The sequence below is a fragment of the Corallococcus sp. AB030 genome (genome assembly GCF_003668965.1).
GTDB lineage: Bacteria > Myxococcota > Myxococcia > Myxococcales > Myxococcaceae > Corallococcus > Corallococcus exiguus.
In genome coordinates this window covers 1-12840 of the sequence record NZ_RAWQ01000025.1, presented here as the reverse complement: position 1 = coordinate 12840, position 12840 = coordinate 1, and the positions used below count along the sequence as shown (strand labels likewise).

General features: G+C 68.3%; 10 protein-coding genes and 1 pseudogene. 3 read left to right on the top strand and 8 right to left on the bottom strand.

Going from position 1 to position 12840, the window contains the following annotated elements; translation table 11 throughout:
- Positions 1 to 486: 486 nt before the first annotated feature.
- From D7Y15_RS09100 to nuoE, 7 genes are read right to left on the bottom strand one after another with little or no spacing between them, the layout of a single operon-like run.
- Positions 487 to 2046: an NADH-quinone oxidoreductase subunit N gene (locus D7Y15_RS09100; RefSeq protein ID WP_120579126.1), complete on the bottom strand. Its 1560-nt coding sequence runs from the start codon at positions 2044 to 2046 to the stop codon at positions 487 to 489.
- A 15-nt stretch (positions 2047 to 2061) separates the two neighbouring features.
- Positions 2062 to 3753 (bottom strand): NuoM family protein, encoded by a 1692-nt coding sequence (locus D7Y15_RS09095; protein ID WP_120579125.1) that lies wholly within the window; start codon positions 3751 to 3753, stop codon positions 2062 to 2064.
- Positions 3750 to 5978 carry an NADH-quinone oxidoreductase subunit L gene (gene nuoL / locus D7Y15_RS09090; protein ID WP_120594063.1) on the bottom strand — a complete coding sequence of 743 codons (2229 nt, stop codon included), beginning with the start codon at positions 5976 to 5978 and terminating at the stop codon, positions 3750 to 3752. Before nuoL ends, D7Y15_RS09095 begins: the two co-directional genes overlap by 4 nt.
- Positions 5979 to 6003: 25 nt before the next feature.
- On the bottom strand, positions 6004 to 6306 hold the full coding sequence (nuoK, locus tag D7Y15_RS09085) for an NADH-quinone oxidoreductase subunit NuoK (RefSeq protein WP_120527355.1): 303 nt from the start codon (positions 6304 to 6306) through the stop codon (positions 6004 to 6006).
- Between the two features lie 25 nt (positions 6307 to 6331).
- A complete protein-coding gene (locus D7Y15_RS09080) occupies positions 6332 to 6838 on the bottom strand; it encodes an NADH-quinone oxidoreductase subunit J (RefSeq protein WP_120579123.1) in 507 nt (168 codons plus the stop codon).
- Positions 6835 to 8175 (bottom strand): NADH-quinone oxidoreductase subunit NuoF, encoded by a 1341-nt coding sequence (gene nuoF, locus D7Y15_RS09075; protein WP_120579122.1) that lies wholly within the window; start codon positions 8173 to 8175, stop codon positions 6835 to 6837. Before nuoF ends, D7Y15_RS09080 begins: the two co-directional genes overlap by 4 nt.
- Before the next feature lie 40 nt (positions 8176 to 8215).
- Complete coding sequence (gene nuoE / locus D7Y15_RS09070; protein WP_120579121.1) at positions 8216 to 8704, bottom strand: NAD(P)H-dependent oxidoreductase subunit E; 489 nt, start codon at positions 8702 to 8704, stop codon at positions 8216 to 8218.
- Positions 8705 to 8808: 104 nt separating this feature from the next.
- Between nuoE and D7Y15_RS09065 the strand changes: the two genes are divergently transcribed.
- The 3 genes from D7Y15_RS09065 (at position 8809) to serB (ending at position 12576) form a co-directional block, all read left to right on the top strand.
- On the top strand, positions 8809 to 9561 hold the full coding sequence (locus D7Y15_RS09065) for a TIGR02266 family protein (protein ID WP_120579120.1): 753 nt from the start codon (positions 8809 to 8811) through the stop codon (positions 9559 to 9561).
- A gap of 82 nt (positions 9562 to 9643) precedes the next feature.
- Positions 9644 to 11305, top strand: coding sequence for a serine/threonine-protein kinase (locus tag D7Y15_RS09060; RefSeq protein WP_121752294.1), 1662 nt, complete (start codon positions 9644 to 9646; stop codon positions 11303 to 11305).
- Positions 11306 to 11379: 74 nt separating this feature from the next.
- On the top strand, positions 11380 to 12576 hold the full coding sequence (gene serB / locus D7Y15_RS09055) for a phosphoserine phosphatase SerB (protein ID WP_121752293.1): 1197 nt from the start codon (positions 11380 to 11382) through the stop codon (positions 12574 to 12576).
- A gap of 12 nt (positions 12577 to 12588) precedes the next feature.
- Here serB and D7Y15_RS09050 read toward each other — a convergent pair.
- Positions 12589 to 12840, bottom strand: a pseudogene (locus D7Y15_RS09050) (hypothetical protein); the annotation flags it as partial.

The following is a 12840-nucleotide window of genomic DNA, read 5'->3' as shown; positions in this document are numbered from 1 at the left end:
GAGTGCAGATCCGAAATCACCTGCGTTCAGGGATGAAAAAACCAACCTCCTGAATTCGTTGATTGTTTTCATCCCTGAAACGCGATTTCAGGGCTGCAATGGGGCGAAACTGTTGCCCGGTCGTCCAAGTGCTTGAGAACTCTAGAGTTTCGTCCCAAACGGGCTCTGGCATGGCACCTGCTAAGGGTTAGGCTCGGGACGCATCGAAGCGAGGTTGAAAGTGGTTCCCCCCCACCCTTTCAGCACTTCCGGTGCGTTACCTTGAGAAGACCCGCGGCCCGACACCCTCACGGGTGCCGGGCCGCCTTCTTTTCCGCTCCCTGCATCATCGCCGCGTTGCAGCCGCCCGCATGACGCGGCGCGGATCCATTTCACTTCTGCAATGCGCGCGGCGTTTGACGCTGTGAGCCACGCCCCGCAACGACAACGCCCGCCAGGGCCAGGGGCCGAGGCGGGCGTCGGGTGCCGCGAGCTGCCGGCGAACGGCTACTGACCGAACAGCGTGCCGGCCTGGGCCAGCCAGTCGGTGACGTGGCCGGGGAGGATGCCCAGCAGCACGACGGCGACGGTGGAGATGACCAGCGCGGCCTCGGTGCCCCAGTTGCGCTCCAGCGGCTGGGCGCCTTCGGGGACGGGGTGCATGAACATGTAGACCACGACGCGCAGGTAGTAATACGCGCCCGCCGCGCTGCTGAGCACCGCGACCACCGTGAGGCCCACCAGGCCCACGTCGATGGCGGCCTGGAAGATGAGCAGCTTGCTCATGAAGCCCACCGTGGGGGGGATGCCGCCCAGGGACAGCATGAAGGCCGCCATGGCGAACGCCCAACCCGGACGGCGCTGCGCGAGGCCCGCGAAGCGCTCCAGGTCCCACGCGGTTCCCTTCTCCTCGTCCTCGCGGCGCTCCAGCGCGGACACCATGGCGAAGGCGCCCGTCGCGCTGAAGGTGTACGCCAGCAGGTAGTACAGGATGCCGCGCAGCGCGTCCGAGCGCGCCACGTCCAGCGGCGTGCCACCGGACAGCGAGGACGCGGACAGCAGGCGGAAGTGCTCGCCCGGCGCCACGACGAACAGCGCCGCCACGCCCAGGAGCAGGTAGCCCGCGTGCGCGATGGAGGAGTACGCCAGCATGCGCTTCACGTTGCGCTGCGGAATCGCCATCAGGTTGCCGGCCACCATCGTGAGCAGCGCCAGCGTGGCGAAGAGCATCAGCGGCAGCTTGGGGTCCATGTCCTTGCCCACCGTGACGAACACGCGGACCAGCGACGCGAACGCCGCCGCCTTCACGCCCGCGCTCATGAGCGCCGTCACCGGGGTGGGAGCGCCCTCGTACACGTCCGGCGTCCACATGTGGAACGGCACGGCCGCCACCTTGAACGCGAAGCCCGCGGCGATGAGCACCGCGCCCACGTAGACGAGCGCCGGGGACGTGGACAGCGCCTGCTGCAGCGGGCCCGCCATGTCGTTGAGCTTCGTCGTGCCCGTGGCTCCGTACAGCAGCGCCGTTCCGTACAGCAGGACGGCGGAGGAGAAGGCGCCCAGGATGAAGTACTTGAAGCCCGCCTCGCTGGGGCGCGTGCCGCGGCGCAGGTACGCCGTCAGCGCGTACGTCGCGATGGAGAGCACCTCGATGTTGACGAAGATGGTGATGAACTCCGACGACATCGCCAGCAGGCTCATGCCCGCGGAGGCGAAGAGCATCAGCGCGTAGAACTCACCGCGCTCCGCTCCGCGCTTGCGCAGGAAGCCCACCGCGCTCAGCGCCGCCAGCCCCAGGCCCACGCTCACCACCAGGGTGAGGAAGCTGGAGAAGGGGTCCAACACGCCGAAGCCGAGGAACACCTCCTGCGGCGGCTCGAACATCAAGCCCACGGCCACGGCGCCGCTGGCCAGCGCCGCCACGACGGTGAGCACCGCCTGGTAGCCGCGGGACGCCGTCGCGGAGAGGAACACCTCCGACAACAGCAGGACGCAGGCTGCCACCACCATGATGATGGCGGGCAGCATGGGGAGGAAATCCGCCAGGGTGAGATTTGGCAGGTTCATGGAGTCTTTCGGGGCCTACTCGCGAACGGCGAGCGGCGCGGCGGGAACGGAGGGGCGGGCCGCGGCGGCGGTGGAGGGCAGGGACATCACCTCCACGCGCAGTTGGTCGTCCTTCGCCTGGGTGGCGCCCGGAGCGCCCACGCTGGCGCGAGCCACGTAGCGGTCCGTGGACGGAGCGATGCGGTCCAGGAAGGGCTGCGGCATCAGGCCCATCACCGCCACCAGCACGATGAAGGGGGCCGTGGTGAGCATCTCGCGCAGGTTCATGTCGCGCAGGTGCTGGTTCTCCCGGTGCGTGATGCTGCCGAAGAACACCTTCTGCACCATCCACAGCATGTACGCCGCGCCCAGGATGACGCCCAGCGTGGCGAACGCGCCGAAGCCCAGGGGAAGGGTGCTCTTGAACGTGCCCATCAGCACCAGGAACTCGCCGATGAAGCCGTTGGTGCCCGGCACCGCCACCGACGAGAAGGTGATGATGACGAACGCCGCGGTGAACACCGGCATCACCTTGGCGATGCCGCCGTAGTCCGACATCAGGCGCGTGTGGCGGCGCTCGTAGAGGAAGCCGAACAGGAGGAACAGCGCGCCCGTGGAGATGCCGTGGTTGAGCATCTGGTACGCGCTGCCCGTGGCGCCCTCACCGGTGACGGCGAGCAGGCCCAGCATGCAGTAGCCCAGGTGGCTGACGGACGAGTATGCGATGAGCTTCTTGATGTCCCGCTGCGCCAGGCACATCAGCGCGCCGTACACGATGCCGATGACAGCCAGCACCGCGAGGAACGGACGGGCCGCGTGCGCCGCCACGGGGAAGAGCGGGATGGCGAAGCGCCAGAAGCCGTAGGTGCCCATCTTCAGCATCACGCCGGCCAGAATCATGGATCCCGCCACCGGCGCCTGCACGTGCGCGTCCGGCAACCAGGTGTGCACCGGCCACATGGGGACCTTGATGGCGAACGCCAGCGCGAACGCGGCGAACATCCACGGCCCGTAGGTTTGCAGCGTGGCGGCCAGCGGCGAGAGGCCCACGCACGAGCCCTCCGGGCCGTTGGTGCACGCGGCGAGCTGCTGATTGGCGGCGAGCAGGTTGTTGTAGAGCGTGCCGTAGTCGAACGAGCGCACACCCGGGCCGCCGCTCACGAAGTACACCGCCACGATGGCCACCAGCATCAGCAGCGAGCCGACCAGCGTGTAGAGGAAGAACTTCACCGCAGCCATGCGCCGGTCCTCGGCGCCCCACACGCCCACCAGCAGGTACATGGGGATGAGCATGGCTTCGAAGAAGATGTAGAAGAGCAGGACGTCCATCGACGCCAGCGCGCCCAGCATCGTCGTCTGGAGCACCAGCAGCGCCAGGTGGAACTCCTTGATGCGGTGGCTGATGTACGTGGTGGAGGCGAGCACCACCAGCGGCCCCAGGAACACCGTCAGCAGCAGCAGGCTCGCCGCGAGTCCGTCCAGGCCCAGGTGGTAGCTCATCCCGAACTGCTGGAACCACGGGACGCGGAACTCCATCTGGAACTCCGCGCCGGAAGGCTCGAAGCGGAGGTACGCCCAGACGCCGAACACCAGGTCCAGCAGCATGCCCACGAAGGTGATGGCGCGGACCTGTCCGTGCTCGGACGCGGGCAGCATCAGCACCAGCGCCGCGAACACGAGCGGCAGGTAGATGACGACGTTCAACAGGTGGGTGTCGAAGAAGCTCATGAAAGCACCTGCACGAGGGCGTAGACCGCGCCGCCCAGGATGGCGAGCGCCATGATGGCGGCGTAGGCCTGCGCGTCACCCGTCTGGAGCCGGCGCAGCCCGAGGCCCACCTTCTCCGTGACGTACGCGGTGCCGCGCACCAGCACCGTGTCGATGACGAGCGCGTCCACCACGCGGAAGAGGATGAAGGCCACGAACTTCACCGGCCGGATGAGGATGAACTCGTAGAGCTCATCCACGTAGAACTTGTTGAGCGCCGTGCGGCGCACCGCGCGGGCGAACGCCGGCACGGGCTGGCCCACTCGCGAGGGGAAGAACTTCAGGTAGGCGAACGCCGCGGCCGCGCCGCCCGCGAGCGCCCACATCCACGCGAAGGCGTAGTCCCCGAGGGTCGGCGTGCTGGTGTCCAGCTGCACCGTCTTGGCCACGCGGGCCACCGTCTCCGCCGGGCGCAGCACGGGGGACAGGAAGTTCTCGAACACCGGCTGCATCCCGCCGCCCACGCGGGGCATCAGGGGCAGGGCGTAGGCGAAGGTCACGAAGGCGAGGAACGCCAGGATGACCAGCGGCAGCGTCATGTGCCACGCGCTCTCGTGCGCGTGCGCCAGCTTCGCTTCCGGGGACCGCTTGCCCGTGAAGGTGAGCAGGTAGACGCGCGACATGTAGAACGCCGTGGACGCGGTGATGAGCAGGCCCATCACGTAGACGAAGGTGGAGACCCACTCCAGGCCGTGCAGGTGGTTGTGGTGCACGCCGTGGAAGATGGCGTCCTTGGAGAAGAAGCCGGACATGATGGGGAAGATGCCGGTGATGGCCAGCGTGGAGATGAGGAACGTGGCGTGCGTCCACTTCATCTCCTTCCACAGGCCGCCCAGCTTCTTGATGTCCGTCTCGTCCCCGTTGCCGTGCATCACGCTGCCGGCGCCCAGGAAGAGGCAGGCCTTGAAGAACGCGTGCGTCATCAGGTGCATCGCGGCGGCCCAGAAGACGCCCATGCCCACGCCCATGAACATGATGCCCAGCTGGGACACCGTGGAGTAGGCGAGCACCTTCTTGATGTCGTCCTGCGCGAAGGCGATGAGCGCCGCCAGCAGCGACGTGAGCGCGCCCACGATGGCGATGGTCGCCATGGCGGTGGGAGAGAGCACCAGGAGCGAGCTCATGCGGCAGAACAGGTACACGCCCGCGGTCACCATCGTGGCGGCGTGGATGAGCGCGGAGACCGGCGTCGGGCCGGCCATCGCGTCCGGCAGCCAGACGTAGAGCGGCAGCTGCGCGCTCTTGCCCGCGGCGCCCAGCAGGAACAGCAGCATGATGGACGTCATCACGCCACCGAAGGTGTAGCCCGCCAGCGGCCCGGACTCGATGGGCGTGGCCAGGGACACCGCGCCGCCCGTGCCTTCCGGCAGGGCCAGGGCCAGCTTCTCCAGGCCCTTGAAGGTGACGGGGCCCTTCTGGGAGATGCCCTGCTCGTAGCGGGCGCGCGACGTGGACGCCGCGTTGTAGTCCCGCGCGTCCGCCTGGCGGTTGAAGGCGCCCACCGTGAGGATGAGCAGGAACGTGGCGATGAGGAACGCGAAGTCACCGATGCGGTTGGTGACGAACGCCTTGCGGCCTGCCCACGCCTTCGCGCTGTCCGTGTACCAGAAGCCGATGAGCAGGTAGCTGGCCATGCCGACGCCCTCCCAGCCCACGAAGAGCAGGACCAGGTTGTCGGCCATCACCAGCGTGAGCATCGCGGCGACGAAGAGGTTCAGGTACGCGAAGAAGCGCCAGTACCCATCGTCGTGCTCCATGTAGCTGGTGGAGTACAGGTGGATGAGGAAGCCGACGCCCGTGATGATGAGCAGCAGGATGCCCGACAGGTGGTCCACCAGCAGGCCGAAGTTCACCCGGAAGTCACCGGCGGCGAACCACGTTCCGTAGTCGTGCGCGATGGCGTAGCGGATGGTGTCCCGCTCGATGCCGAACGGGTTGACCATGCTCACCACGCGCCCGCCGGCCGCGTCGCTGGTGGCCCAGAAGGCCAGCAGGCTCAGCACGAAGGCGCCGGCGATGGCGGAGCACGCCACCAGGTGCACGTTGGCCCGGCCCAGCCACTTGCCGAACACGCCGCACACGAACGCGCCCAGCAGCGGCAGCAGGATGATCAACCCCAGCGAGGGCGAAAACACCTCCGGGGGGATGGGTGCGGTTCTGAAGAACTCGACGAGGGATCCGTCCATGGGTGTGCTCAGGGGTGACGGGGCGTTAGTGCTTCATCGTCCGGATGTCGTCGACGTTCACGGACCCGCGACTGCGGAAGACCGCGATGACGATGGCCAGACCGATGGCCGCTTCCGCGGCCGCCACGGCGATGACGAAGAAGGCGGACACGTGCCCGGTGCCTTCGCCGTGCATGCGCGCGAAGGCCAGGAACGTCAGGTTGACCGCGTTGAGCATCAGCTCCACGCACATGAAGACGACCAGCGCGTTGGTGCGCACCAGCACGCCAAACATGCCCATGCAGAAGAGGGCCGCGGCCAGCAGGAGGTAGTAGGTGATGGGGACCATTGGGTTGTCCGGAAGGTCGCGAGGATCAGATGCGGGACTTGGCCACCACCACCGCGCCCACCATGGCCACCAGCAGGAGCAGGCTGACCGCTTCGAAGGGCAACAGCCAGGTGGTGAAGATGGTCTCGCCGATGGCCGCCATGGTGCCGAACGCCGCCTGGCCCCGCGCGTCCAGCTGCGCGGGCTGCGCGTTCAGCCGGCCCAGCGTCACGGCCAGCACGGCCAGCAGGCCCACCGCGGAGGCGCCACCCAGGAACCGCGTCGCCGTGGGCTTTCCGCGGTGCGGGGCGTCACCCAGGTTGAGCAGCATGATGACGAACAGGAAGAGCACCATGATGGCGCCCGCGTACACGAGCACCTGCACGGCGGCGACCGTGTGCGCCCAGAGCAGCACGTAGATGCCGGCCAGGAAGAAGAACGTCGACACCAGGGCCATGGCGGAGTTGATGGGGCTCCGCGCGGTGATGACCAGCCCCGCCGACAGCAGCGTCATGACGGCGAAGACGCCGAAGAGGACCAATTCGATGTTCAAGACCAGTCTCCGAAGGAACCCCAGGGGTGGTCACCGTACGGGCAGCGGTGCTCCCGTACGTGAGCCTCGAACTCGTCCCGGAACCGCATGAGGAAGGAGTGCGTGGGCAGCGCCGCCGCGTCACCCAGCGCGCAGATGGTGTTGCCCAGGCCGATGGGAGGGTAGGGCGCGATGGAGGAGGCGACGTTCGACAGCATGTCGATGTCGCTCAGCTCCGCGCGGCCTTCCTCGATCTTGCGCAGCAGGCGCGTCTGCCAGGGCGTGCCCTCGCGGCACGGGGTGCACTGGCCGCAGGACTCTTCCGCGTAGAAGCGGGCCACGCGCCAGAGGCTGCGCACCATGCAGGTGGCGTCGTCCATCACGATGACGCCGCCGGAGCCGGCCATCGTCTGCTTCATCTTCAGCGCCTCGAACTCCAGCGCCACGTCCAGCTCGTCCGCGCCCAGCACCGGCGCCGAGGAACCGCCCGGGATGACCGCCTTGACCTTGCGGCCCTTGGGCATGCCCTGGCCGTACTGGTCGTCGTGGATCAGCTCCAGGATGGTGGTGTGCATCCCCACCTCGTAGACGCCGGGGCGGTTCACGGAGCCGGACAGGCACACCAGGTGCGTGCCGCCAGACTTGTCCGTGCCCAGCTTCGCGTACCACTCCGCGCCCTTGGCGAGGATGGGGGGCACGCTGGCGAGCGTCTCCACGTTGTTCACCACCGTGGGGCTGCCGAACAGGCCCACCACCGCGGGGAAGGGGGGCTTCAGGCGGGGCCAGCCCTTCTTGCCTTCCAGGGACTCCAGCAGCGCCGTCTCCTCGCCGCAGATGTACGCGCCCGCGCCCCGGACCACGTAGCAGTCGAGCGCGAAGTCCTTGCCCATCATCGTCTTGCCGAAGATGCCGGCCTTGTAGGCCTCATCGATGGCGGCCTGGGTGCGCTCCGCCTGGAACTTGAACTCGCCGCGCAGGTACACGTAGCAGGTGTGCACGCCCAGCGCGTACGACGCGATGGCGATGCCCTCCAGCATCATGTGCGGGTCGTTCTCCAGGATGTAGCGGTCCTTGAAGGTGCCCGGCTCGGACTCGTCCCCGTTGACGGCCAGGTACTTGGGCTTGGGGCTGTCCTTGGGGACGAAGCTCCACTTCATGCCCGTGGGGAAGCCCGCGCCGCCGCGACCGCGGAGGTTGGACTTCTTCACCTCGTCGATGATGGCGGCGGGCTCCATGGAGAGCGCGCGCTTGAGCCCGTCATAGCCACCGCGCGAGCGGTAGCTGTCCAGGGTCCAGGACTGGGGCTTGCCCCAGGCCGCCGAGATGACGGGTTCGACCGCCTTTGCCGTAGAGGCCATGGATGAATGTCCTAGGAAAGCGAGGGGGAGGAGGGGCGACTCACGACAGCCGGGCCAGGATGGCGTCCAGCTTCGCCTGGGTCAGGCGCTCGTGGTGATCCTCGTTGATCTGCAGGCAGGGCGCCGTGCCGCAGGACGCCAGGCACTCCGTCTCGCGCAGGGTGAACTTGTCGTTCGTCTCCCCGGCGGTGAGGCCCAGCTTCTGCTCCAGGTACGCGAGCATCTTCTCCGCGCCCCAGAGGGAGCAGGAGAGGTTCGTGCAGACGTCGATGACGTACTTGCCCGGCTTCTTGAGGTGGTACATCACGTAGAAGCTGGCGACCTCGTAGGCGCGCTCCGGCGTGACCTCCAGGTTCTTCGCCACCAGCCGCAGACCATCAGGAGGCAACCACCCCTTGAGGTCCTGCAGCAGGCGCAGCGCGGGAAGCATGCCGGCGCTTTTGCGATCAGAGGGGTAGTGCGAGAGGATTTCCGCGATCCCCGCGTCGAACTTCTTCTGCTCTTCAGGAGTGAACAGGGGCTCCGCCATGGCGGGCCGTACGTATTGCCGCAATGGCTTCGTTGTCAACATAAACCCTCGGCGGTAGACTGGGCCGCCCTCAGCAAATTACCGAGCGATTTCAACCCCTTGTTATGAGCCTGGACCCTGCGGACCAGCGGCAGCACCCTCGCATCCCCACCATCCTCCGGGTGGACTACGCCCATGGGCGTCCGGTCCGGGACGTGACGGAAAACCTCTCCACCGGAGGGTTCTTCGTCCAGACCGAGCAGCTCTTCGCGGTGGGGGACGAGCTGCGGCTTGCTCTTTCTTTCCCGGGACTGCTGGATCCGGTAGAAGTCGCCGGGACGGTGGCGTGGGTGCGCCTTGCCGCGCCCGATCAGCCGGGCGGCGTGGGCATCCGTGTGGAGAGCGAGCAGGACCGGCGGCGACTGGGTGACATCTTGAGTGCGGCGGGACCCAACGACAACGCGGTGACCCCCTCTGAGCAGGACGGGTTCCGTGTGCTCATCGTCGAGGACAACCCGCACATCATCGAGATGTACAGCTACGTGCTGAAGAAGCTCGCGAGCAACGACCTGCACGGGAAGGTGCCGCTGGAGGTCCACTTCGCCCCGGACGGCCACCACGCCCTGCTGCGGCTGCGCGAGGACCGCTTCAGCCTGGTGATGCTGGACCTCTACATGCCGGTGATGGACGGCTTCGCCCTGGTGGAGCGCATCCGGGAGGAAGAGGAGCTCAAGGGCATCCCGGTCATCGCGATCTCCGCGGGTGGCAAGGAGGCCCAGGACCGGGCGATGCAGCTGGGGGTGGATATCTACCTGCGCAAGCCCGTGCGGTTCGTGGAAGTGCTGGAGACGGTGAAGCAGCTCCTGCGCATCCGGTAGGGCCCGGGTGATTCCCCAGGCGCTTCTTCGTCGCACCAGACGTTGAAGCGCCGGGCGGGTGCCGCGTAGAGTCCGCGCACCCATGACGAAGCCCGCCATCCATCGTGACACCGTCAGTGGAGAGGCGCTGCTCATCCTGCAGAATCTGCGGGAGAACGGCCGCCTGGGACGCTCGAACAAGCTGGCCGACGTGAAGGCCGCCCTCGAACCGTCCGTTTCGCTGGAGTTCGACAACTACTTCTTCTTCCTGCGCAAGTTCCACTACATCGCCATGGACCGCGAGGCCCAGCTGAAGCTCACCGAAACGGGTGAGCGGGTGGTGGAGGGGGACCTGCAGGACCGGTTCGCGTCAGAGGTCGACGACTTCTTCGCGGATCAGCTCCTGCCGGCGGAGGACGCCACGCACATCGGCCGTCCGCTGGACGAGGACGAACCGATGAACGTCCCGCCGCCGCCGCCGGAGCTGCTCCTGGACGAGGCGGAGGTGGATCCGTCCTCCTCGGCCGGGGCCTCCTCCCAGTCCCAGGTGGGGCCGCCGCCGGTGCCGCCGTCGCGCACGCACCGCGTGGCCATGCCGGCGCTGGACCTGGCGCAGGCCGCCACCCAGATGCAGCCCGCGCAGCCGCCGCCCATCGCGACGCCGCAGCCCCAGCCGGCGTTCCGGCAGGACGGCCCGGCGGAAGGACGCCGGGAGACCTTCATCGGGTCGCCGCCGGCGCCCGCGTCCCAGCCCGTTGTCGTGACCGCGCCGGTTCCCAGCGCGTCCCAACCGCTCATCATCACCCCTCCGCTCGCCGCCGCGCCCGCTCCGATGCCCCCTCCCGCCTCGACCCCCGCTCCCGCAGCTCCGGTCCCCCACGCCGCCGCCGCCGCGGCCGCCGCGAAGGGCACCAGCGACCTGGACCTGCGCTACCAGAAGTTCGACCCCATTGGCACGGGGCCGCTGGGGACGGTCTTCAAGGGCCGCTACAACGCCCTGGGGCTGGACATCTGCATCAAGGAGCTGAAGGACATCTTCGGCTACTTCTCCTTCCTGCAGCGCGGTGAGGTGCTCAAGCGCCTGAAGAAGGAGCTGTGCGCGCAGGCGCAGGTGCGCCACCCGGGCGTGGTGCAGATCCTCGACCAGAACGTGGACTCGGCGCGGCCCTACTTCGTGGTGGAGCTGATGCGCGGCAGCCTGAAGGAGAAGCTGGAGGCGGCTGGCGGCAAGGGCATTGACGTGCAGCACGCGCTGCGCACCTTCCTGCAGCTGGCGTACGGCTTGAAGGCCGCGCACGCCGCGGGGCTCACCCACCACAACATCAAGCCGGAGAACGTCCTCTTCGACGCGTACGGCAACGCGAAGCTCTCCGACTTCGGCATGAGCCGCGTGGTGGAGGTGGACGCGACGAAGGGCATGCCCCAGGTGTTCGTGGGCACGGGCGGCATGGTCTACATGGCGCCGGAGCTGATGAACAAGGGCGTCCAGGAGGCGGGTCCCGCCGCGGACGTGTACGCCCTGGGCATCCTGCTCTACGAGATGTTCACCGGTCAGATTCCGGGCCGCCGCTCGCCGCTGCCGTCGGAGGTGAACCCGGAGGCGCCCAGCGGGTTGGATCAGCTCTTCGACAAGGCCACGCAGGACCGGCGCGAGCAGCGCTACCCGGACGTGGACGCGATGCTGGCGGACTTCTACAAGGCCTTCCCGGAGCGCGAGTACCTGGATCGCGGCTCGCTCGTCCTGTCGTCGGATCCGCAGGAGTAGCCGTCGGCCGGGCAGGCGGGCCTCCTCGCGAGGCTCGCCCGTCCCCGCATGGACCTGTCAGAGTGCGGTGCGTCATGCACACGCGCCCCTCTGACAGCGTCCTCCTCACCGTCACCGGAAGGGACGGCCCCGACACCACCGTCCGCCTCACCGGCCTGCTCGCGCAAGCGGGCGCGGAGCTGCTCGACGTGGAGCAGGTGGTGGTGCAGGGCCTGCTCACCCTGGCCCTGTGGGTGCGTCTGCCAGGCGGAGAGTCCCTCCAGGCGCTCCCTGAGCTGGCCCGGGAGCTGGGCGTCACGGTGGACGTCCGCGCGGTGCCTCCGGCCGTCACGTCTCCAGCGCCGGGGCCAGAGCCGCTGCGCTACGTCGTCACCGCGGTGGGCAAGGCGCTGGGCGTGCACGACGTGCATGCGCTGACGCAGAAGTTGGTGGCGGGGAACGCGCGCGTGGAGCGCATCACCCGGCTGAGCGAGACGCCGCTCGCGGCGGTGGAGCTCCACGTCACGCTGCCGCCGGATGCCGACACGTCAGCGCTCAAGCGCGCGCTGCTGGAGCTGTCCATGGCGAGCCCCACCTTCGATGTCGCCCTCCAGCGCGAGAGCCTCTACCGGCGCGGCAAGCGGATGGTGGTGATGGACATGGACTCCACGCTCATCCGCATCGAGGTCATCGACGAACTGGCGCGTGCCTACGGCGTCCACGCGAAGGTGGCCGCCATCACCGAGCGCGCGATGCACGGGGAGATGGACTACGACGAGTCCCTGCGTCAGCGCGTGGCGCTGCTCGCCGGGCTGGACGCTCGCGTGCTGCACGAGCTGGCCGCGAACCTGCCGCTCACGGAAGGCGCGGAGACGCTCATCCGCGTGCTCCGTCGCCTGGGCTACCGCACCGCGGTCATCAGCGGCGGCTTCTCCGTGGCGGCGGAAGCGCTGCAGAAGCGGCTGGGCATCGACTTCGCGTACTCCAACGTGCTGGAGGTCCAGGACGGGAAGCTCACCGGCCGCACCCTGGGCACCATCGTCAACGCGCGCCGCAAGGCGGAGCTGCTGGAGACGCTGGCGAAGCAGGAAGGCATCCTGCTGGAGCAGGTCATCGCCGTGGGTGACGGGGCCAATGACCTGCTGATGCTGGAGAAGGCGGGGCTGGGCATCGCCTTCCGAGCCAAGCCGAAGCTGCGCGAGGCCGCCGACACGTCCATCTCCGCCGGCGGGCTGGACACCATCCTCACGCTGCTGGGGCTCACCGCGCGCGAGCTGCGCGAGGTGGGCTGAAACAAGCCAGGGTCAGAGGCGCATGCGCGCGGCCAGCTCGCGCTGCTGCACTGCGCCCTTCTCGAAGACGAGCTCCAGCAGGGCGCGGAGGATCTTCGAGCTCTTCTCCTGGTTCTGCTGCACCGTCTGCAGGCGGGCCAGGTCCTCCTCCGTCCACTCGGAGGTGGGCGAGCCGCCCGCGAGGATTTCATCCAGGATGTCCGAGGCGCTGGAGCCCGGGTTCGCGGCGGGCGCGGGGGCCGCGCGCGCGGCGGGGGCCGGGGC

Bases quoted from the DNA above. Each gene is read 5' to 3' on its own strand.
- D7Y15_RS09065 (WP_120579120.1), top strand. From the start codon at position 8,809: ATGAGCCTGGACCCTGCGGACCAGCGGCAGCACCCTCGCATCCCCACC.
- serB (WP_121752293.1), top strand. From the start codon at position 11,380: ATGCACACGCGCCCCTCTGACAGCGTCCTCCTCACCGTCACCGGAAGG.
- D7Y15_RS09095 (WP_120579125.1), bottom strand. From the start codon at position 3,753: ATGAGCTTCTTCGACACCCACCTGTTGAACGTCGTCATCTACCTGCCG.
- D7Y15_RS09100 (WP_120579126.1), bottom strand. From the start codon at position 2,046: ATGAACCTGCCAAATCTCACCCTGGCGGATTTCCTCCCCATGCTGCCC.
- nuoF (WP_120579122.1), bottom strand. From the start codon at position 8,175: ATGGCCTCTACGGCAAAGGCGGTCGAACCCGTCATCTCGGCGGCCTGG.
- nuoL (WP_120594063.1), bottom strand. From the start codon at position 5,978: ATGGACGGATCCCTCGTCGAGTTCTTCAGAACCGCACCCATCCCCCCG.
- nuoK (WP_120527355.1), bottom strand. From the start codon at position 6,306: ATGGTCCCCATCACCTACTACCTCCTGCTGGCCGCGGCCCTCTTCTGC.
- D7Y15_RS09060 (WP_121752294.1), top strand. From the start codon at position 9,644: ATGACGAAGCCCGCCATCCATCGTGACACCGTCAGTGGAGAGGCGCTG.
- nuoE (WP_120579121.1), bottom strand. From the start codon at position 8,704: ATGGCGGAGCCCCTGTTCACTCCTGAAGAGCAGAAGAAGTTCGACGCG.